Source organism: Ornithinibacillus sp. 4-3 (assembly GCF_040958695.1).
Classification (GTDB): Bacteria; Bacillota; Bacilli; order Bacillales; family Amphibacillaceae; genus CALAMD01.
The window spans coordinates 2,028,055-2,049,136 of the sequence record NZ_CP162599.1; the positions used below are offsets into that span (position 1 = coordinate 2,028,055).

A 21,082-nucleotide genomic window follows, 5' to 3' on the forward strand; every position below is an offset into this window, starting at 1 on the left:
AACATCTAGCCTATGATATGCTACTGTTTCCTATTATTTTCTTTCAAAATAAAAAGAACACATGGATAATTATCCATGTGTCCTATATATATGTTAAACAATTATTTTGCTGCTTCGTAATTTTTCGCTACTGCATCCCAATCTACTACATTCCAGATTGCTTTAGCGTAATCAGGACGTCTGTTTTGATAGTTTAGATAGTAAGCATGCTCCCAAACATCTAAACCGAATAATGGAGTTTTACCTTCCATAACTGGGTTGTCTTGGTTTGGAGTACTTGTAATTTCTAATTCACCATTATTTACTACAAGCCATGCCCAACCTGATCCAAAACGACCTGCTGCTGCCGCTTCAAAATCTTCTTTGAACTTGTCAAAGCTACCAAATTTTTCATTGATTTTATCAGCTAATTCACCTGATGGATTTCCTCCACCATTTGGAGATAATGTATTCCAAAATAAGCTATGGTTAGCATGTCCCCCACCATTATTACGCACTGCTGTTTGAACGCTTTCAGGTAAGCTATTTAGATTTGTAAGTAAGTCTTCTAAAGACTTATCTTGTAAATCTGCATGCCCCTCTAACGCATTGTTCAAATTAGTTACATACGTGTTGTGATGTTTTGTATGATGGATATTCATTGTTTCCTTATCGATTGTAGGTTCTAATGCATCGTATGCATAAGGTAATTCTGGTAATTCAAACTTTGCCATATTTAGAACATCTCCCTTTATTATTTTAATTTAATGAAAGTTCATTACTTTCTATAGTTAACATTACCAAAACTGGAAGGTTCATGCAAATTTTTAGCTTTAGGTAATGATTAACCTACCCTCTTGTTATAGTATGTACATTCCCAAAATCCATTCCCCTTAAACGTATAACATTTAATTAAAATCTTAATTTAAATCTATGAAATGGATCTATTAGATATTTTTAAGCAAAATAAAAACAAGCTACCCATAATATGCTTGTTTATCAAATGGTGGCTCGGGACGGAATCGAACCGCCGACACAAGGATTTTCAGTCCTTTGCTCTACCGACTGAGCTACCGAGCCATTATTATATGTAATTTTATATTTGCATCTAGCTCCAAAATTGGTTTCGAAGTTTATTCAATGGTGCTTCCTTTGCTCGTCGTGTTGCAAGCTATTTCGATGATGTCGCACTCCTCGCATGCCTGCATATAGAAGAGGTTTCGATGAAGTGTACGGCATGCTCTACCGATTGAGCTACCGAGCCATTTATTATATGTAGATTTATATCTCAATTAATCTAAAAATTCTATGTAAAAATAAAAAAATGGAGGAGGAAGAGGGATTCGAACCCCCGCGGGCTTTGACACCCCTTTCGGTTTTCAAGACCGACCCCTTCAACCAGACTTGGGTATTCCTCCGTATGCTAAATGGTGGACCCTGCAGGACTCGAACCTGCGACCAATCGGTTATGAGCCGATCGCTCTGACCAACTGAGCTAAGGGTCCCTTTACAAATAGGAAATCTTCCTTCCTATAAGTTTCGAATCCGCATCCCAGCTATTTACAAGCATGTAGCATCTATGCGAAAATTTAATTCAAAAAAATGGTAGCGGCGGAGGGGATCGAACCCCCGACCTTACGGGTATGAACCGTACGCTCTCGCCAGCTGAGCTACACCGCCAAAGGCTCCACAGGTAGGATTCGAACCTGCGACCAATCGGTTATGAGCCGATCGCTCTGACCAACTGAGCTAAGGGTCCCTTTACAAATAGGAAATCTTCCTTCCTATAAGTTTCGAATCCGCATCCCAGCTATTTACAAGCATGTAGCATCTATGCGAAAATTTAATTCAAAAAAATGGTAGCGGCGGAGGGGATCGAACCCCCGACCTTACGGGTATGAACCGTACGCTCTCGCCAGCTGAGCTACACCGCCAAAGGCTCCACAGGTAGGATTCGAACCTACGACCGATCGGTTAACAGCCGATAGCTCTACCACTGAGCTACTGTGGAATTATACTAATTTTTTTGTCGTTATTTAATAATTGCGACTTTTTTAATATAACATAGGGAATAATCTATGTCAATATTTTACTTCCTAATAACTTTCTTATTATGTAAGTTATGGTTATTGCGCAAGTTCGACAACAAATATAACTATATCATCACAGAATTGAAATGGCAATATGTTTTATTAGAATTAATTTTTAAAAGCACAAATAAATTATTTCTCTTCTCTAGAGTATCCCAAAACCTGATAACTAAACTATTTAGAAGAAGAAAAAAGGCGAGTTTCCCCACCTCTTTTTCATTCTAATACATGTTCAAAAGGACTCTTCTATTATTTTCTTAATACTTCTTCTGCAATATTAACAGCATGATCAGCAATTCTTTCTAAATCATTGACAATATCAACAAAAATCATACCTGCTGTTGCATCACTTATTCCTTCGTTCATACGAATGATGTGTTTTTTACGGAATTTTTGTTCCATTTGATTAATCAGATTTTCTCTTTGTAAAACGGTTAATGCTTCTTCTTTATCTATATGATTTAATGCATAAATCGACTGTCTTACATTCAATAATGCTAAGTCAAACATATTATTAATATCTTCTAAAGCCTCTTCTGGTAATTGAACTTTATTGGTCACTTGGTATTCAATCGTTTCGATGATATTTTCAAAATGATCTCCTATTCTTTCTATATCGCGAATGGTATCCATTAAACTTGTATGCTCTGCACTTTCTACCTCAGACATTGTTTTAGATGATATGTCAATTAAATATTTTGTAATTTCCTTATCTAAATGATTTAAAGCACCTTCTATTTTCATTGCTGTAGTTGCGTGATGAGGTTGTTTCGTTGTTAAAAATAAGTAAGTTTCATCAAGGCCTTTGCACGCAATATCCCCCATCCGAATCACTTCTGATTTAGCTTGTGATAAAGCTACTGTTGGCGAACGTTGAATAAAAATAGGATCTAAATGCTTCGCTTCATAATCTACAATAATTGCTTCACCTGGAATTAACTTAGTTACTATCCATGCGAGTACACCAATTAATGGTAATTGAATAAATGTATTAAACGTATTGAAACTACCATGAGCAAAGGCAATTGTCATTTGTGGATTTAGATTAAAACTAGCCTGTAAATATGCTACATATGTAGTAAAGAAATCTAAAAAGATAAGAAAAATCACTGTTCCTAGCAGATTAAAAATAACATGTGTCAAAGCCGCTCGTTTAGCAGCTACACTTGTCCCAATTGCAGCAAGCACTGCGGTCATTGTTGTTCCAATATTATCTCCGAATAATACTGGCAGCGCTGCATGAAGATCAATTGCTCCTTCTGAAAAAAGACCTTGTAATATCCCAATAGTTGCACTTGAACTTTGGACAATTAATGTGAAAAAAGTACCTATTACAACACCTAAAACAGGTGTAGAACTCATATTGATCGCTAGCTCTTGAAAGGATGCCAGATTGCTTAAAGGAGCCATTCCACTTGTCATTAAATTAATTCCAAAAAATAATGCTCCAAACCCAAAAATAGCTTGTCCAATCGAAGTAATTCGTTGATGTTTAAAGAAAAAGATTAAGAAACTACCGACAGCAATAATTGGTAAAGCAAAATCTCCAATATCTAATCCAATAATAAAGGCAGTAATCGTTGTTCCAATATTTGCTCCCATAATAACACCAATTGCCTGTCTCAATGTCATAAACCCTGCATTTACAAGCCCAACTGTTAATACAGTAGTACCAGAGCTACTCTGTATAAGCATTGTAACAAGCATTCCTGCTAGCACTCCAAGTAGTGGGTTACTTGTAAATCGATCTAGGATTTCTCTTAATCGTTCTCCTGCTGAATTTTGTAATCCTTCACCTAAATATTTTATACCTAGAAGAAAAATTCCTAATCCTCCGATAAATTCGAATAGGAGTTTCATAAAATCTATTTCCACAAATATCTCAACTCCAATCAAATAACAAATAGACTTCCTGTAGACTATTATTCAAAAGAAAAAGTCTTATGTAAAGGATATACGAAGGAATTAACATTTTCTTTACAACTTCTCTTTTTAGGAATTAATTTTTCTAACTAAAATTCTCGTTCCATCAACCTCTTCTACTCTAATTGGTGTATCTTTTTCAATCCATTCAGCATTTGAAATTCCACTGTATTCTTTACCATCTATTCGTATCGTGCCAATAGGACGTAAATCAGTTAAACTAACTCCTTCTTGCCCTACCAATGCCTTGTATTCCTCGTTCATGGAAGAATAGCCTGCTTCTGAGGTTAACCGATCTGATAATGTTAACTTCGACCAAAGCTTTCTTTTTCTTGTTTTAAATATTTTTAATAACAAGAAGGATGCCCCAGCTCCTAGTAATACACCGATAACTGCATATAATCCAGCAGTTAAGTTTGGTGCAGATAGTGCAACTGCTATAAGAACAGAAACAATCCCAATAGTACCTATTGTCCCATCATTTATGAATTTACCATCTATAATAATCAAAGCTAATCCAATCAAATAAATAATAATCATTAATGTCAATGATTCCGTTTCAGCATAAGTAGTGAAATAAAATGTCATTGTACCAATACCTAAAAGAGCAAATATAGCTCGCATATTAACAAGTATTTCACCAAATAAAAATAATGTTCCTAATCCTGTAATCAACATTGCCATTGGATCCTGTAGTAACCAATCCATTCTGATATCCCCCTTTATTTATTATTATATTTTAAGTATTTCTATTATAACATGTTTTAAAATTTACTATTATGCAAAAATCCCCGGAATAACTGATTTAAAACCTATTTTAAAAAAACAAAGGACGAGGCTGTCCAATAAGCCCCCAAAATAAAACAAGAGGAAGAAAAATAAATCATTTTTCTCTTCTTGTTTTTCATTTGTAAAAAATTCCTGAAAAGTAGCCTGCGAAGCTCAGCTATTTTCAGGATATTGTGGGCTATTGCCACGATCCCGAATTCTGTGTGGACTTTATCGATACCCCGTAAAGAAAATCTACGGAACGACCGATTGCCCTTGATGTGACCGAAAACACTTTCTACTTCCACTTTTCGTTGGGCGTAGATTGCTGCTTCCTCTTCACTTTCAAGGGCTGCTTTTGCCTTAGCTTTCATTTCTTCAAAGATTGTATTCCAAAAAATTTGTCTGTTCCCCTTTGCCTTCGTACACTGGGGCTTCAATGGACAATCCAAACAACTTTCACATTCATAAATTTTATAACTCTGCACATAACCAGACCTATTCTTCCGATTGAGATATTTTTTGAACACGACTCTTCGGTTATTTGGGCAGATATAATCATCCTCATGGGCACGATAGGTCCAATTTTTAAAGTTTTTAATGTCTTTTTTGTACGCTCTTTTTTGTTCTTTGAGATAGGTGCCATAGGGTATTAAAAATTCAAAACGAGGGGATTTCTCTTCACCAATCGCATATAAATAATTTGCTTCACTTCCATAACCTGCATCGGCAATGATCCGTTGAGGCATCGGAAGGTTAGAAGCTGCCAACTTCTCCAAGTGTGGAATAAAACACCGAGTATCATTTGGTCGTTGATGCACGGAGTAATCGACAATCAATTGATTTTCTGTGGCCATTTGTACATTATAGCCTGGCTTCAACTGTCCATTTCTCATATGATCTTCTTTCATCCGCATAAACGTGGCATCCGGATCTGTCTTGGAAAAGCTGTTTCGATCTCCTAAGATGGTTTGATAGGTCTGATACTTTTCCATACGTGGAAGAAAGTTCTCACGTATTTGTTTCATTGGTTTTTTTAAGGTGCTACGACGAGAGCGGAGCTGTTTTCGAAGCTGACTTTCTTCCGTATTTTCGATAGCTTCAGAAAGGGCATCTACTTTTTCTGCTAGTTGATTGGCAATCGCTTCTAAGTCTTCCGCAGTCGCTTCTTCTTTAGAATGGCTTATCTCTAGCTCTTCCTGTGCGGCAATCGTATCGATATGTGCCAACGTTTCCTGGATGCGTTGCTTTAACTGCGCCTCCCATCGCACGGTTGATTTTTTCCATACGAAAGAATACTTATTGGCATTGGCTTCTATCTTTGTGCCATCCAAGAAGTAGTTTTCCATCGTAATCCATTGATCTTCTATCAGTTGCAGAATCATCGTTTCAAATAGCTGATCCATCATGGCTTTCATTCGCTTCCCACGAAACGCATTGATGGTGCGAAAATCAGGGGTTTGCATACCTGCAAGCCACATAGTTGGTAGATTTTCTTTGGTCATTTTTTCGATGTCTCTACAGGAATATATTTTTTGGCTGTAAGCATATAAAATAACTTTCAGCATCATTTTGGGATGAAAGGCTGGTCTACCTCCACCGCTATAATAACGATAGAGCTGTTCCTTTGGGATACGCTCCACCATTTCATCTACCACTCGTGCTACATGATGTGTAGGGATATAATCTTGGATATCAAAAATCACCGTGCTTTGTCGGTTATCGTAAGGTTTAAATAAGGGAGTTGCTGGGTTAGAAGCTGTAACTTTTTCCTCGATTACCTCTAGAGGAAGTGTCGTTTGTGTGGTACAATTTGTATGAGATTTCATAAAAAATCGCCCTTTCTGAAATGTTGTGTGGTAACTCCATTTTACAAGAAAAGGCGATTTTTTTATATGTTTTTTAGGAAGAATAAAGAAAAAAAGGGCCGTCATAGAAAAGCAGTTTTCACTGACTTTTTGGACAGCCCCGTCCTCCATTTCACTAAAAAAGAAAAGGTCGTACAAAGAGAGCCAAAATAATTGAAATTGCTCCTACAACAATAGCTGTATTTCCTAGCCATACAGCATTACGATGTCGAGCAAAGAAGCCAACGATAATTCCTAGGGCTCCTAATATAATCGGTAAAAAGAAAAAAGATAAAACGGATAAAATTAACGCAATCCAACCTGAAAGATTTCTCATTTCAACGCGAAAATCTTCCATTTCATCTACATTTGATGCATCCCACTCTCTAGAAAATTCTTCATCATCTGAATTTCTTTCATCAAAAGATTTATGCTGGTCATTGTAGCGATGATTATTTGTGTTTCTCTCCTGATTTCTTCTTGGATGATTGAAGTAATCCGCCACTTAAATCCCTCCTTTATAAAAATCTAAAATGCAACATTAGTTTATGGATATTTGCCCAAACTTAATATGTTAGTTTATGGCAAGGAATTTTTTCACATTTCAAGGAATGTTTGCATAAGATTCTCTAGGAACAATAAAGGAGCAGATTAACTATGGTAAATCAGTTAAAGAAATTGATTCAACACTACATGACAAACTTAACCGCAAAAGAAGTGCTGACGTATAGTAAAAAGTATAATATTTCTATTTCTGAAGCAGAAGCTCATCAGATTGTAAATTATTTACAAACAACTAGCATTGATCCATTTAAGGCAGCTGATCGAGAAAAAATGTATAATGAATTGGAAAATATTACCAATTCACATACAGCGCAAAAACTTGAGCATTTATTTAACTCCATTATTAAGCTATATGGATTAGAACACCTATTTTCCTAAGAAAAGCAGATGGATTTTCACTCCATCTGCTTTTCTTATGTTTATCCATTTAAAATTTTATTTTTTAAATCAGGATCAAATTCACCTTTACAAATCATTTCAATTTCATATTTATAAGGTGCTTTTTTATTTTTTTTATCTTCTCCAACATAAGGACTTTCTAAAATCTTCGGAAGGTCCATCAGTTGTGGATGATAAACTACTCCATGTAATGCATCAAATCCAATATGTCCAAATCCAAAATTCTCATGTCTATCTTTATGAGCACCTTGTTCATTTTTACTATCATTAATATGGATTACTTTCAAACGATCTATACCAATAATTTTATCAAATTCATTTAAAACACCATCAAAATCTTCACTCACATTATAACCAGCATCATGAATATGACAAGTATCAAGACAAACAGATAAGTGCTCATTATGTGTTACACCATCGATAATTTGTGCCAGTTCTTCAAATGTACGTCCTATTTCTGTACCTTTTCCAGCCATGGTTTCAAGTGCGATTTGTACTTGATCATCCTTCGTTAACACTTCATTTAAACCTTCTATAATTTTCTTAATACCAGCTTCTGCTCCTGCACCAACATGTGCTCCTGGGTGAAGTACAATTTGATGAGCACCAATAGCCGCTGTTCGATCAATTTCACTTCTTAAAAAGGAAACACCAAGTTCAAATGTTTCTGGTTTAGTAGTATTTGCGATATTAATAATATATGGTGCATGAACTACTATATCAGTCATTCCATATTCTGCCATATGTAATTTACCTGCTTCAATATTTAACTCCTCTATTGGCTTCCTACGCGTGTTCTGAGGGGCACCTGTATAAATCATAAAGGTATTTGCATTATACGAAGCCGCCTCTTCACTTGAAGCTAGTAGCATTTTTTTTCCGCTCATTGAAACATGTGATCCAATTTTCACCATATCCGCTCACCTCATATATTATTTTTTACGTTTATTTTTCTTAAGTAATTGCTTTTTAATAGCTTCTTGCTCGAATTTCATTTTCTTTTTATAGCCTGGTTTTACTTTCTTTGGTTTTCGAACGTGCTTCCATGCTTCTTGATCAATAGACGTGCTTTTATCTTTCTTTCTTAATTCCCGTTTATTCCACGGAGCTGCCTGGACAAATTCTCCATTTTTCACATCACAGTAGATAAATTCTATCCCTTTATCCTCTAGCTGTTTAATTAATTTAATATCTTCTTCATCATATAAGCTAATAGCAGTACCTTCTAATCCTGCTCTTGCTGTTCTACCAACTCGGTGGACATAAAATCCCTCTTCCTTTGGTAAATCAGCATTAATTACATGACTTACTCCCTTAATGTCAATTCCTCTAGAAGCTAAGTCTGTTGCCACTACATATTGATAACGTAAATTTAAAATATCATTTAATGCTCGTTTTCTTTCACGAGGAGATAATCCACCATGGATTAAGCCGACCTCTAAACCATTTTCTAATAAAGCATTAGCTAGCTTATTTGCTTGCTCTTTTCCATTTGTGAAAATGATTGCTAAAAATGGATTAAAAGCTTTTGATAACTCTTTGATTATTTTTGCTTTATCTCGATGTTTTATTGCAATCAAGCGATGTTCCATTGTTTCTGGTGATAAATGTCCTTTAATGATTACATGAAGCGGATTATCCATATACTTTCTAAAAAAGTGTTCTAATCTTACCGGAATAGTTGCAGAAAACGCTAATAATTGGATATCACGCTTACAACGTACCAATAATTGGTCAACCTCTTCAATAAAGCCTAAATCTAGCATTAAATCAGCTTCATCCACTACAAAAGCATGAGCTGAATATATGGATAAAGAGCCGTCCTTAACATGGTCTAGGATTCTCCCAGGTGTGCCTACAATAATATGTGGAGGTCTTTTTAATTGCTCAGCCATTTTCAATTTATCTGTTCCGCCTACTAACAGCTTAGTTGACCAAACTTCTTCTTTTTCGGCTAATTGAATCATATTTCTTACCTCATCATATACTTGCTGAGCAAGTTCACGAGTTGGTAAAGTAATAACAAATTGTACTTCTTGTTTAGTTTCATCCAACTTATTAAACAAAGGTAATAAAAAAGCATGTGTTTTTCCAGAGCCTGTATGCGATTGTCCAATAACACTTTTTCCTTTTAAAATTGCAGGGATTACTTTTTCTTGAATTTCCGTAGGCTTTTTAAAATGCAACGCCTGTGTTATATCAATCATCTTTTCTCCTAAAGCAAAAGCTTTAAATGTATTAGTTGTCATTCATTCAGCCTCCCTTCCTACATATAATGAAACGGGTTTGTATTTTCCTTAGAAATAATTACTTCAATAGCTGAATCTGCTAATTGCTCAGCCAATTTTTCTTGAACAACTTCTTTCATAATTTGTTCAATATAATGCCCTGCATCGATAACACATAAACCTAATTCCATTGCATCTTGAGCCATATGGAAAGTCATGTCACCAGTCACATATACATCTGCACCCATTCTCAATGCTTGATGAATATATTTTTCACCGCTTCCGCCAAGAATAGCTACCTTTTTCACTTTTTTATCGAGATTACCTGTTACACGTACATTTGCTAATCCTAAATTTTCTTTCACTTGCTGGATAAACTCCTGAAACGTAACAGCTTGATTTAAGCTGCCAACTCTACCTATACCTAAAGGTGTCTCATCTTTATTAGCAAGCAAATAAACATCATATGCAACCTCTTCATATGGATGTGCTTCTAATAACACATGGATCACTTGCTGGATTTTCTCTTCAGAAACAATAACTTCTACCTTCATTTCTTCTACTCGCTCGATCTGGTTTTGCTCACCAATAAACGGCTTTGTACCCTCTAATGGCTTGAATGTTCCTGTTCCTTCTGTTTGAAAAGTACAATTGCTGTAATTTCCAATATGTCCAGCACCAGCCTGCGCTAAGGCTTCACTTACTTCATCCACATAATCCTCGGGAATAAAAACTGCCAATTTATATAATTTCTTCTCATCTGTATCTTGCAAATTAGCTGTTTTTGTAAGCTTTAATTGATCTAGTAGCATATCATTCACACCGTCAGCTGCGATATCTAAATTCGTATGTGCAGCATAGACTGTAATATCATGCTTAATTAGCTTTTCTAAAACTCTGCCCTTTGGTGTGTTCGTATCTATTTTTTTTAATGCTTTAAATAGCATAGGGTGATGTGCGATGATTAAATCAACCTTTTCTGTAATGGCTTCATCCACAACGGATTCCAGTACATCCAAGGTTATCATAACTTTTTTTACCTCTTTATTAGCTGAGCCGACTTGTAAGCCAACATTATCCCAATCATACGCTAAATTTAGTGGAGCCCATTTTTCCATCAAATCAAATACTTTTTTATTCGTCCATTTCCCCATCGCTTAAAACCTCCTCTATCCATGCTAACTCTGTTTCAAAGGCAGCTATTTTTTCCTTACTCACTTCCGTACCAGCCTTCATTTGTTCAATGATTCTATAATATTTATTTTTTTCATGCTTCCATTTTTTTATAAAGGCTGCGGATTTCTCTTTTAAAAGCCATGGTCCAAAAAATAACTCTTTCTCACTTAATGTATAAGGAGTAGGATCTGTTTTTTTATCAGCAACTATAATCTCATAAATATGGTTATTCTCATCAATAATAGCTTCTTCAGAAATTACATAATCATGATCATAAAACCAGCTTCTTACAATAGGCGCTGCTATATTGGGCTGTGCAATAATTCTTCTAACCTTAGATAGTTTGTTATGTCCTTGATCTAATATTTGCTTGATTAGGCTTCCACCCATCCCGGCAATAACAATTTCAGTAACTTCCCCATCATGGATAACTGCTAATCCATCCCCTAAACGTACATCAATCCGCTCCTCTAACTGATTGGATTTAATATTCGTTTGAGCACTTTCATATGGACCAAGATTTACCTCACCAGCAATTGCTCTTGCAGTAGGATCGAGTTCACAAACATAACATGGTAAATATGCATGGTCAGAACCAATATCTGCAAAAAAACTGCCTTTTGGTAAATAGGTCGCTATTTTCATTAATCTATTAGATAAATTATTCGTTTGATTCACTTTTTCTCCCTCATACCGCTTATTTATAGTGCTTGTTCAAAAAGGACAGTAAAAAGGACAGTCATTGGTTAAGTCCACAACATCATGCGAGCAACATCTGCACTAGTACATCCTGTATGTCGTAGCATCTCGTGTCCGTCGAAAGTTCAAGGCGACGTGGCTTAGAGTAGTGGTGTGATGACTTCAACGTTCGACACAAGACGTGTTGGAATCGAAGTTCCTCCGTTCGATGTGTCATTTTTGTTGGACTTTTTGAACAACCTCTTATAGAAAAATACTACTTTCATCATACTAGTAATTACCGAAATTTTAAAATGATAACCACGGTTTCCAGCACTTTAAGGGGTTATTGATACTTCGTTTTTAAAAGATATAGCACTAATTTTTCTAATGAAAGTAGAAAAGCTTCCTGATTTCTCAGAAAGCCCTTCGTAAAATTATTTTTTATTATTTGTAATTTTCTACTAGCCAGTCAGCTAAAATTTCAGCTTGTGGCGGAGTTGCTTGTCCAGGAGGCATTGCACCTCTACCATTGTTAATAATATCCTGAATTTCTTCTGCTGAGTATTTGCTTCCAATTGCCGTTAAATCAGGTGGTCCAGTTAAGTCTCCACCATGACATGCTGCACAAGAGCTCTGGTAAATCTCTTCTGGGTCATGTGTTTCTTCTGCTGCATCAGCATTTTCTTCTGGATTTTGGATTGCTTCACGTTGATTTACGCCTACGTAAGATAAAATAATTACCAATGCTATCCCTAAAATGGCAATAATCGCATATGGGACTACTGGGTTTTTGCTCATTGTATTTCCTCCTTATGTATTTCCCCAAAATCTTAATATAATAAAGCAAGCTATATATATATTACTCGAAAATCGAAATTCTTTAAAGAGTTATCATAAGAATATTTATAAAAGCCGATTAAATACAGTAAAAAGTATGCCTAAAAGACTTATAAATGACAAAATTTTGTACTTTTTTGCCATACTAAAAGATAACCAGCCCATAAAAGTAATTATAAAAAGCATGGTTATTAGCAATTCATCTACTTGTAATTCTTGTGAAATAAAAGTCAAAATAAATAAACTTAACATGAACGAAATAATTAAAGAAAAATATTGCAAAATACCCTCTTTATTTCGAAAAAAACTAATATATAATATAACTGATAAAATGAATATGCTTGTTAATACAGACAACTTAATTAGTAATGAAATTGGGAAAACAGCTGTGAATAAAAAAGATAATGGTAAGAGTAACAATAGTATCGTGATGTAAATAAAAAGGAGTATATTTCCTTGTTTCTGTTCACTATTACTACCCTCACCTTGTGTATACAGCGCTAATAAATAATCGCAATACTCTACTGGTAAAAGCTTATTTTTTTTCCAATGCTCAATTTCTTGAATAATTATCTTATGTCTATTTTCAGCCATCTTGATAACTCCTATATTAAGAAGTGTGTATACATCAATCCAAGAAATCTTTTAATTGTTTACTACGACTAGGGTGTCTAAGCTTTCTTAACGCTTTTGCTTCAATTTGTCGAATTCTTTCACGTGTTACGCCAAATACTTTTCCTACTTCTTCAAGTGTTCTCGTTCTTCCATCATCTAAACCAAAACGAAGTCGCAACACATTTTCTTCACGATCCGTCAATGTATCCAAAACATCTTCTAATTGTTCTTTTAGAAGTTCATATGCCGCATGATCAGATGGAGAAACAGCTTCTTGATCTTCTATAAAGTCGCCAAGATGTGAATCATCCTCTTCTCCAATCGGTGTTTCTAAAGAAACAGGTTCTTGTGCAATTTTTAAAATGTCACGAACTTTTTCAGGAGATAATTCCATTTCTTCACCAATTTCCTCCGGTGTTGGTTCGCGTCCTAGATCTTGAAGGAGCTGTCTTTGAATACGAATTAACTTATTAATGGTTTCCACCATATGCACTGGAATCCTTATCGTTCTTGCTTGATCGGCAATCGCACGAGTAATAGCTTGGCGAATCCACCATGTTGCGTACGTACTAAATTTAAAGCCCTTTGTATGGTCAAATTTCTCAACAGCTTTGATTAGTCCCATGTTTCCTTCTTGAATTAAATCAAGGAATAACATACCACGACCAACATAACGTTTAGCAATACTTACAACAAGACGTAAATTAGCTTCTGCAAGCTGACGACTTGCCTCTTCATCGCCCTCTTTAATTCGTTTTGCTAAATTAACTTCTTCTCCAGCAGTAAGAAGATTCACTCGACCTATTTCTTTTAGATACATACGAACTGGGTCGTTAATCTTTACGCCTAATGGGATACTTAGATCGTCATCTAAAGGCGTATCCTCTTCCTTCTCAATCTCTTTAACATCTGGGTCAACATCTACGTCAGCATCTCCAATAACTTCGACACCTTGATCTGCTAGGTACTCATAAAATTCATCCATTTGATCTGGCTCGATAGCAAAATTTGATAGTTGATCAGCAACTTCTTCAAACGCTAATACTCCACGCTTTTTCCCAGCTTCTACCAACTGCTCTTTAGCTTGTTCTAATAATTGATTATTATCAATTGTTTGTGAAGTTTTATTGTCTGACATGAGTCCCCCTCCTTCCAATATCCATCAATATATTATCGATTATTAAACTGCTTCTTTATAGCAATAATTTGCATTGCTATTTGTGCGGCTCTTATCGGATCATTCTCTTGCTCTGCTTGCTTTTGCTGCAGATATAACTCGTGTAATGAAGTGTTTTCTTCTGCATGATTTTGAATCATTTTTATTAAATCACGAATTTCTTGTTCATCAATGTCCTCACGTATTGAAATCATTGATAATTCAATAACAAGCTGTTTTAATTGCTCATCATCTAATTTATCTAAATAACCACTTACATCAGGAGCTGTTGCTTCTTCGTAAAAGGCATATAAGTGAGTTGCAATAATTTTATGCACTTCAATATTAAAATTACCAGCTAAATCTTTTTGTACACGTTCAGCAATTCCCTTATTTTGCAACATATATGCAAGTAATTGTCTTTCTGCATTTTGAAATGCAGGATACAATTGATTTGTCAACTGTTTTGAACTTGCCTTATTAGTATATCTGTTCTTTGCTCTCTTATCCTCAGTAAATTGCGCATTCTGTCGGATTTTATGAATTTCATCTAACATAGAGTCCATTGATAATTGAAATTCATTACTTAAATCACGAATATAATGTTCTCTTTCTACTGTGCTTTCAATTTTGGCAATTTCTTTTAATATCTCTTGAATATATGTGATACGATCACTTTCTATTTGCAAATTATAATTCCTTTTTATATAACGCATGTAAAAATTTATAAACGTATCACTATTTTTAATAATTTTATTTAAAAAGTCTTCGGATCCATATGTTTTAATATACTGATCTGGATCCAAATTTTCAGGTAAGTTTGCTATTTTTACATGACACCCAGCTGTACGTAATAACAATGCTGCACGATAGCTTGCTTCTAAACCTGCAAAATCAGAATCATAACAAATTACTGCTGTATCTACATATCTTCGTATTAACTGAGCTTGACTTTCAGAGAGTGCAGTCCCTAATGTTGCCACAACATGTCCAATTTCTGCTTGATATGCTGAGATAACGTCCATTTGTCCTTCTAATAAAATAACTTCATTTGCTTTGCGAATATGTTTTTTTGCTAAGTCGAAATTATATAATATTCTACTTTTATGAAACAAATCGCTTTCCGAACTATTTAAGTATTTAGGTTTCTCATCTGTAATAGTTCTCCCACCAAAAGCAACAATTTTTCCAAGATGATTACGGATTGGAAAAATAATCCTACCACTAAATCGGTCATAGGCTGTTTGGTCATCTTGAATACCAAGTAACCCTGCTTTTACAAGTAGTTGTTGATGAAATCCTTTCTTTGTTAAAAAGTCAGCAGTAAAGTTTTTAATATTTGGAGCATATCCCAATTGGAATGTTTGAATACTTTCATCTGTGATTCCTCTTTGCTGAAAATAGTTATAACCTTGTTTACCCTCTTCTGTGTATTTTAAAATATGTTGATACAATTTAGTTAACCACTCATACACAGATAAAAGTTGTTGACTTTCTTCTGAAACATTAGAAGTCGGCTCCCTTATTCCAGCATCCGATAAGTCAATACCACCTTTCTCAGCAAGGAAATTTAATGCCTCATAAAATGAGTATCCTTCAAGTTCCATTAAGAAACTTATAACATTTCCGCCTTTTTTACACCCAAAACAATAATATATCTGTTTGTCTTGTGTGACAGAAAATGAAGGTGTTTTTTCTCCATGAAATGGACATAGGCCAAAGTAATTTCTACCTTGCTTCTTAAGCTGAACATAATTTCCAACCACATCAACGATGTCATTTGCCTTACGAACTTTCTCAACCACTTCATCAGGAATTCGGTTATTCATTTTAAATACCACCATATTTAGTTCTATTAAACTAATAATTCGTAATTAAATAGGAAAACTCCTTTAAAATTCGACATTTTTTTCTAAAAAAATATAAATTACTACATATAAAACTGAAAATGTTATCCTTATTATTCTTTATTGAGGTTCTTTTTTCCTTTATTTCAGAAAAGTTTTATATGCTCTTATATTCTATGTCGAAATTGATGAATTTAACATTTTGTCGACAAGATTCTATTATAGTCGAAACTATTTAATCAGGCTAGTAAAAAAACTGAAAATCTACCTTAAAAAACGTATAAAAAACTGGTTTTGTGTAAATACTGTGCTTTGTACAAAACATACTTATAGATTAACAAACGCAATTTCCTATTATATCGCCTTTTTCGGCATGTCCTACGACATCATAAAAAATTTTGGAAACTTGAAATTAATTATGAACATTTTTCATCATTTGAATAATTATATTAGCAGTTTCTTCTACTGCCTTATAGGAAACATCGATTACTTCACAACCGATTTTTTCAACAAGTTCATTAAAATAAATAATCTCTTCATTTATTCTGTGTTTATTCGCATATATTGCCTGATTACCAAGACCAAGTGCTTTTAATCTTTCTTTTCTGATCTCATTTAATTTCTCAGGATTAATTCGTAATCCTATACATTTTTTTGGATCAATACGAAATAGCTCTTCAGGAGGATCAACCTCTGGCACAATAGGAACATTGGCTACTTTATATCGTTTCAAAGCTAAATATTGAGAAAGTGGCGTCTTTGAGGTTCGAGATAATCCGATTAGCACAATATCTGCCCTTGTTATGCCACGTGAATCTCTTCCATCATCGTACTTTACAGCAAATTCCATAGCTTCAATCCGCTTAAAATAATCATCATCTAATGCATGAACAAGTCCTGGTTTTTTTAACGGTGGACGTTTAAAAACTTGTTCCATCGTTGTCAATATCGGCCCCATAATGTCCATTGTAGCAATATTATATTGCTCTGCTTTATCATTTAAATACTTACGTAAATCAGGATCAACAAAGGTAAAACCTAGGATAGTATTATCCTTACCTTCCATCATTCTCAGCGTATCATCAATAGTATGATAATCACAGATATAGGGAATACGATGAATAATATAATCTTCGCCTTGAAACTGGCTTAGACCTGCTTTGGTAACAAGTTCAGCTGTTTCTCCAACAGAATCAGATAAGACATATACTTCGATTTGTCTATTCATAATTGATTTAACCAGCCTCCTATAGTTCGTCGTTTGTTACCAATTCTACAAATACTTTTGTAATCGTAGTTTTAGTAATTCGCCCTACCACTTCTAGTCCAAATTCCGTTTTCTTCACAACAGGAAGTCCATCTATCTGCCTTGTTATTAATTTTTTGGCAGCATCAATAAGCAAATCTTCTCCTGTGCAAATGGTAATATTTGGCATGCGTGTCATAATAATATGCACTGGCATCGTATTTAAATCTTGATTACCTAAACAAGCTCTTAATAAATCCTTCCTAGAAAGCACACCTATTAAACAGCTATGTTCATCCACAACAAATATAGTCCCTACATCCTCTAGAAAGAAAGTAGAAACAGCATCGTATGCTGTCATGTTCTCTCTAATAACTACTGGCACAGATTTATATTCATTTACCTTATACTTTTTTATCTTCTCTGTTAGTAACTCTGAACCCGATTTTCCTGAATAAAAATAACCAACTCGTGGTCTTGCTTCTAAATAGCCAGCCATTGTTAAGATTGCTAAATCTGGTCTTAATGTTGCTCTTGCTAAATTAAGCTTTCCTGCAATTTTTTCTCCTGTTATTGGTCCATCACTTTTTACAATAGCAATTATTTTTTCCTGCCGTACTGATAAATCCACTTTTATCACCGTCCAAAACAATTACGTTATACTACTCATGCACAACATTATACAACTATTTATATTCAACTGCTATGACACAAATCAAAAATAGAGGGAAAACTTTACCCGCTACCTAAAACATTTCTTGATCAAGCATGTTGCTTCCATTGAACATATGATAAATCAGCAAAATCATGAATCAATAAAGAGATATGAGCTAATAGTGAGAGACGATTTGTTTTAAGCTTTTCATCATCTACCATTACCATATTATTATCAAAAAAGGCATGGATTGGATTAGCTAATGCTGATAGTGCTTGTAACGCATCTTCAACATTTAATTGATTTGTAGCCTGTGCGTACTTTGTTTGTGTTTGCTCATATGCTACAAATAAATCTTTTTCCGATTCTGTTTCAAAAATACCCTCATCAATATCTAATGCTTTCCCTTTTTTAGCAATATTCAACACACGAACAAGAGCTTCTTGAACAGGTTTAAATGCTTCATCATTACGCTTTTGTGAAAGGAGTTTAGCTTTTTCAAACTGATATGAAAACACACCAATTTGCTTAGCAAAAACTGCTTGAATAACATCCTGTTCGATTGCTTGTTCTTTTAAAAGGAAGGAAGCTCTTAATGCAAAAAATTGATGTAGCGCGTCTGTTATCTTTTCGTTTTCCTCATCACTTAACTCTAAATATTGATATAGGCTTCTTCCAATGGATAATAAACTTTCTAATTTAATATTCCATTGATTTTCCTTCAAAATCCTTAATACACCTGTTGCTTGACGACGTAAACCATATGGATCCTGAGAGCCTGAAGGTGTTAATCCTACAGACACATAACCAATAATCGTATCTAATTTATCTGCAATACTAAGAATAGATCCGATTGTTGATTCTGGTAAATCTCCACTTGCCTGAATTGGTAGATAATGTTCACGAATAGCCTGTGCGGTAGTAACATCTTCTCCGAAGTATCGCGCATATTTTTCCCCGATAATCCCTTGGAGTTCTGGGAATTCATCGACCATATTTGTCATCAAGTCGAATTTACATATTTCTGCTGCTCGTTTCCCCTGCTTGACTTGATCTGCATCTAATTTTAATAAATTGCCAATCTCTTCAACAAATGCTGTTACTCGATTAACCTTTTCAGATACCGTTCCTAATTTCTCCTGAAACACTAACTTTTCTAGTTTCTCTTGATAAAAGGAGATAGACTGCTTTTGATCCTCATCATAGAAGAATTTAGCATCTGCTAAACGCGCACGAAGTACTTTTTCATTCCCTCTTCTTACTGTTTCTAACCCATCTGCATCTCCATTACGTACACTTATAAAGTATGGTAATAGCTGGTTCTGTGCATTCATCACAGGGAAATAACGTTGATGTTCCTTCATCGATGTGATTAAAACCTCTGCTGGAATATCTAAGAATGCTTTATCATACTCACCATAGAAGACGGTTGGATACTCTACTAAGTTTCTTACTTCGTGTAATAATTCTAGATCGAGCCCAATATGGAAGTCTTTTTCTGCTTCTAATTTTTGAATACCTTCAAGAATTATTTGTTCACGTACTTCTTTGTTAACAATGACATAGCTTTCCCGCAATGCTGCTTCATAGTCTAAAGGATCAGATAAGGATACTTTTCCACCTAGAAAACGGTGCCCATTTGTTACTCGACCAGTGCAAACCCCAGCAATTTCAAAAGGAATCACCTCATTATTATAAAGAGCAACTAACCAGCGTATTGGACGGGCATATCGCATTGTATAGCTATCCCAGCGCATATTTTGCTTAAAAGGAATGGATTCTATAACTGTTTTATAGCCTGGAAGTAAACTTTTTGTTTCTTGTCCTTCAATATGCTTTTGAATAAAAATATAATTTGTTCCTTTTTCTTCTTTTAAATAAATGTCCTCTGTTGATTTTCCCTGCCCTTTAGTAAAACCAATTGCTGCTTTTGTCCAATTTCCATCGGCATCCTTTGCAATTTTCTCTGCAGGTCCTTTTACTTCTTCTGTAATAGATGTCTGCACGTCAGCTATATTTTCAATAACAACAGCTAACCGACGAGGTGTTGAGAAGGAATGAATAGCATCAAAATCAATTCGTAATTCTTCTAGCCATTGTTTGGTTCGATCTGCTAAAAATATTTCTGCATCATCAATAAAACGTGCTGGTAATTCTTCAATACCAATTTCAAATAACACGTTATTTGTCACTTTCATTTCCTCCCTTCAGCATTGGGAATCCAAGTTCTTCTCTTTTAGAAATATATGCTTTTGCAATACTTCTTGCTAAATTACGAACTCGCCCAATATAAGCTGTTCGCTCATTTACAGATAAAACACCTTTAGCATCTAACAAATTAAAGGTATGTGAGCATTTTAGAACATAATCATACGCTGGAAAGACAAGATTCTTTTCCATCGTGTCCTTAGCTTCCTGTTCGTATAACGTAAATAATTGGAATAATGTATCTGTATTTGATTCATCAAACGTATAAGTAGAATGTTCAAATTCCGGCTGCATGAAAATATCTCTCACTGTTACTCCTGGTCCCCACTCTAAATCAAAGACATTTTCCTCATCTTGAATATAGGATGCCAATCGTTCAATTCCGTAAGTGATTTCAACAGCAACTGGATTTGTTTCAATTCCACCAATCTGTTGGAAATACGTAAACTGCGTAATTTCCATTCCATCTAACCATACTTCCCAGCCTAAGCCTGCCGCTCCAAGAGTAGGGTTTTCCCAGTTATCCTCTACAAAACGGATATCATGCAGTAAAGGATCAATTCCTAAAGTCTCTAATGATTTTAAATATAATTCCTGAATATTTGCAGGAGATGGTTTCATAATTACCTGGAATTGATGATGCTGATACAATCTATTCGGGTTTTCTCCATATCTCCCGTCAGCAGGGCGGCGAGATGGCTCTACATATGCTACATTCCATGGTTCTGGACCGAGACTACGTAATAATGTCATTGGCGACATCGTACCGGCTCCTTTTTCCGTATCATATGCTTGCACTAATAAACAGTTTTGCTCTGACCAATATTTTTGTAACGTTAGAATCATTTTTTGAATGTTCATTG

18 protein-coding genes and 7 tRNA genes are annotated in these 21,082 nt (G+C 34.9%); 1 reads left to right on the forward strand and 24 read right to left on the reverse strand.

Going from position 1 to position 21,082, the window contains the following annotated elements:
• Positions 1-101: 101 nt before the first annotated feature.
• From AB4Y30_RS09965 to AB4Y30_RS10020, 12 genes are all read right to left on the reverse strand, one after another.
• Positions 102-713, reverse strand: a complete 612-nt coding sequence (locus AB4Y30_RS09965; RefSeq protein WP_368652089.1) for a superoxide dismutase — start codon at positions 711-713, stop codon at positions 102-104.
• 270 nt (positions 714-983) lie between these two features.
• A tRNA-Phe gene (locus AB4Y30_RS09970) sits at positions 984-1,059 on the reverse strand.
• 245 nt (positions 1,060-1,304) lie between these two features.
• Positions 1,305-1,397, reverse strand: a tRNA-Ser gene (locus AB4Y30_RS09975).
• A 10-nt stretch (positions 1,398-1,407) separates the two neighbouring features.
• Positions 1,408-1,484 (reverse strand) — tRNA-Ile (locus AB4Y30_RS09980).
• A 98-nt stretch (positions 1,485-1,582) separates the two neighbouring features.
• Positions 1,583-1,659, reverse strand: a tRNA-Met gene (locus AB4Y30_RS09985).
• A 12-nt stretch (positions 1,660-1,671) separates the two neighbouring features.
• Positions 1,672-1,730 (reverse strand) — tRNA-Met (locus AB4Y30_RS09990).
• A gap of 106 nt (positions 1,731-1,836) precedes the next feature.
• A tRNA-Met gene (locus tag AB4Y30_RS09995) sits at positions 1,837-1,913 on the reverse strand.
• 5 nt (positions 1,914-1,918) lie between these two features.
• Positions 1,919-1,990 (reverse strand) — tRNA-Asn (locus AB4Y30_RS10000).
• 328 nt (positions 1,991-2,318) lie between these two features.
• Positions 2,319-3,944: a Na/Pi cotransporter family protein gene (locus AB4Y30_RS10005; RefSeq protein ID WP_368652090.1), complete on the reverse strand. Its 1,626-nt coding sequence runs from the start codon at positions 3,942-3,944 to the stop codon at positions 2,319-2,321.
• Between the two features lie 117 nt (positions 3,945-4,061).
• Positions 4,062-4,700: an NfeD family protein gene (locus AB4Y30_RS10010; protein WP_368652091.1), complete on the reverse strand. Its 639-nt coding sequence runs from the start codon at positions 4,698-4,700 to the stop codon at positions 4,062-4,064.
• 104 nt (positions 4,701-4,804) lie between these two features.
• The gene (locus AB4Y30_RS10015) at positions 4,805-6,589 is read right to left on the reverse strand and encodes an IS1182 family transposase (RefSeq protein ID WP_368652092.1); all 1,785 of its coding nucleotides are present in this window, start codon (positions 6,587-6,589) and stop codon (positions 4,805-4,807) included.
• A gap of 154 nt (positions 6,590-6,743) precedes the next feature.
• Entirely contained in the window at positions 6,744-7,112 is a 369-nt protein-coding gene (locus tag AB4Y30_RS10020; RefSeq protein WP_368652093.1) for a hypothetical protein, read from the reverse strand.
• A gap of 152 nt (positions 7,113-7,264) precedes the next feature.
• On the opposite strand from AB4Y30_RS10020, the gene AB4Y30_RS10025 reads away from it, so the two are divergent.
• A complete protein-coding gene (locus AB4Y30_RS10025; protein ID WP_368652094.1) occupies positions 7,265-7,549 on the forward strand; it encodes a DUF2624 family protein in 285 nt (94 codons plus the stop codon).
• A 41-nt stretch (positions 7,550-7,590) separates the two neighbouring features.
• On the opposite strand, the gene AB4Y30_RS10030 is transcribed toward AB4Y30_RS10025, so the two are convergent.
• The 12 genes from AB4Y30_RS10030 to glyQ all read right to left on the reverse strand — a co-directional run bounded on the left by AB4Y30_RS10030 (position 7,591) and on the right by glyQ (position 21,080).
• A complete protein-coding gene (locus AB4Y30_RS10030; RefSeq protein WP_368652095.1) occupies positions 7,591-8,484 on the reverse strand; it encodes a deoxyribonuclease IV in 894 nt (297 codons plus the stop codon).
• A gap of 18 nt (positions 8,485-8,502) precedes the next feature.
• Positions 8,503-9,819, reverse strand: a complete 1,317-nt coding sequence (locus tag AB4Y30_RS10035) for a DEAD/DEAH box helicase (RefSeq protein ID WP_368652096.1) — start codon at positions 9,817-9,819, stop codon at positions 8,503-8,505.
• 17 nt (positions 9,820-9,836) lie between these two features.
• On the reverse strand, positions 9,837-10,952 hold the full coding sequence (locus AB4Y30_RS10040; protein ID WP_368652097.1) for a Nif3-like dinuclear metal center hexameric protein: 1,116 nt from the start codon (positions 10,950-10,952) through the stop codon (positions 9,837-9,839).
• On the reverse strand, positions 10,933-11,652 hold the full coding sequence (locus tag AB4Y30_RS10045; protein ID WP_368652098.1) for a tRNA (adenine(22)-N(1))-methyltransferase TrmK: 720 nt from the start codon (positions 11,650-11,652) through the stop codon (positions 10,933-10,935). Before AB4Y30_RS10045 ends, AB4Y30_RS10040 begins: the two co-directional genes overlap by 20 nt.
• Before the next feature lie 447 nt (positions 11,653-12,099).
• Positions 12,100-12,453, reverse strand: a complete 354-nt coding sequence (cccA, locus tag AB4Y30_RS10050; RefSeq protein WP_368652099.1) for a cytochrome c550 — start codon at positions 12,451-12,453, stop codon at positions 12,100-12,102.
• A gap of 105 nt (positions 12,454-12,558) precedes the next feature.
• Positions 12,559-13,086, reverse strand: coding sequence for a hypothetical protein (locus tag AB4Y30_RS10055; RefSeq protein ID WP_368652100.1), 528 nt, complete (start codon positions 13,084-13,086; stop codon positions 12,559-12,561).
• A gap of 34 nt (positions 13,087-13,120) precedes the next feature.
• Positions 13,121-14,245 carry an RNA polymerase sigma factor RpoD gene (gene rpoD, locus AB4Y30_RS10060; protein WP_368652101.1) on the reverse strand — a complete coding sequence of 375 codons (1,125 nt, stop codon included), beginning with the start codon at positions 14,243-14,245 and terminating at the stop codon, positions 13,121-13,123.
• Between the two features lie 32 nt (positions 14,246-14,277).
• Entirely contained in the window at positions 14,278-16,092 is a 1,815-nt protein-coding gene (gene dnaG, locus AB4Y30_RS10065; RefSeq protein ID WP_368652102.1) for a DNA primase, read from the reverse strand.
• A gap of 430 nt (positions 16,093-16,522) precedes the next feature.
• On the reverse strand, positions 16,523-17,338 hold the full coding sequence (locus AB4Y30_RS10070; protein ID WP_368652103.1) for a pyruvate, water dikinase regulatory protein: 816 nt from the start codon (positions 17,336-17,338) through the stop codon (positions 16,523-16,525).
• A gap of 19 nt (positions 17,339-17,357) precedes the next feature.
• On the reverse strand, positions 17,358-17,987 hold the full coding sequence (locus AB4Y30_RS10075; RefSeq protein WP_368652104.1) for a helix-turn-helix transcriptional regulator: 630 nt from the start codon (positions 17,985-17,987) through the stop codon (positions 17,358-17,360).
• A gap of 131 nt (positions 17,988-18,118) precedes the next feature.
• Positions 18,119-20,203 (reverse strand): glycine--tRNA ligase subunit beta, encoded by a 2,085-nt coding sequence (gene glyS, locus AB4Y30_RS10080; protein WP_368652105.1) that lies wholly within the window; start codon positions 20,201-20,203, stop codon positions 18,119-18,121.
• Complete coding sequence (gene glyQ, locus AB4Y30_RS10085; RefSeq protein WP_368652106.1) at positions 20,193-21,080, reverse strand: glycine--tRNA ligase subunit alpha; 888 nt, start codon at positions 21,078-21,080, stop codon at positions 20,193-20,195. Before glyQ ends, glyS begins: the two co-directional genes overlap by 11 nt.
• Positions 21,081-21,082 lie beyond the last annotated feature (2 nt).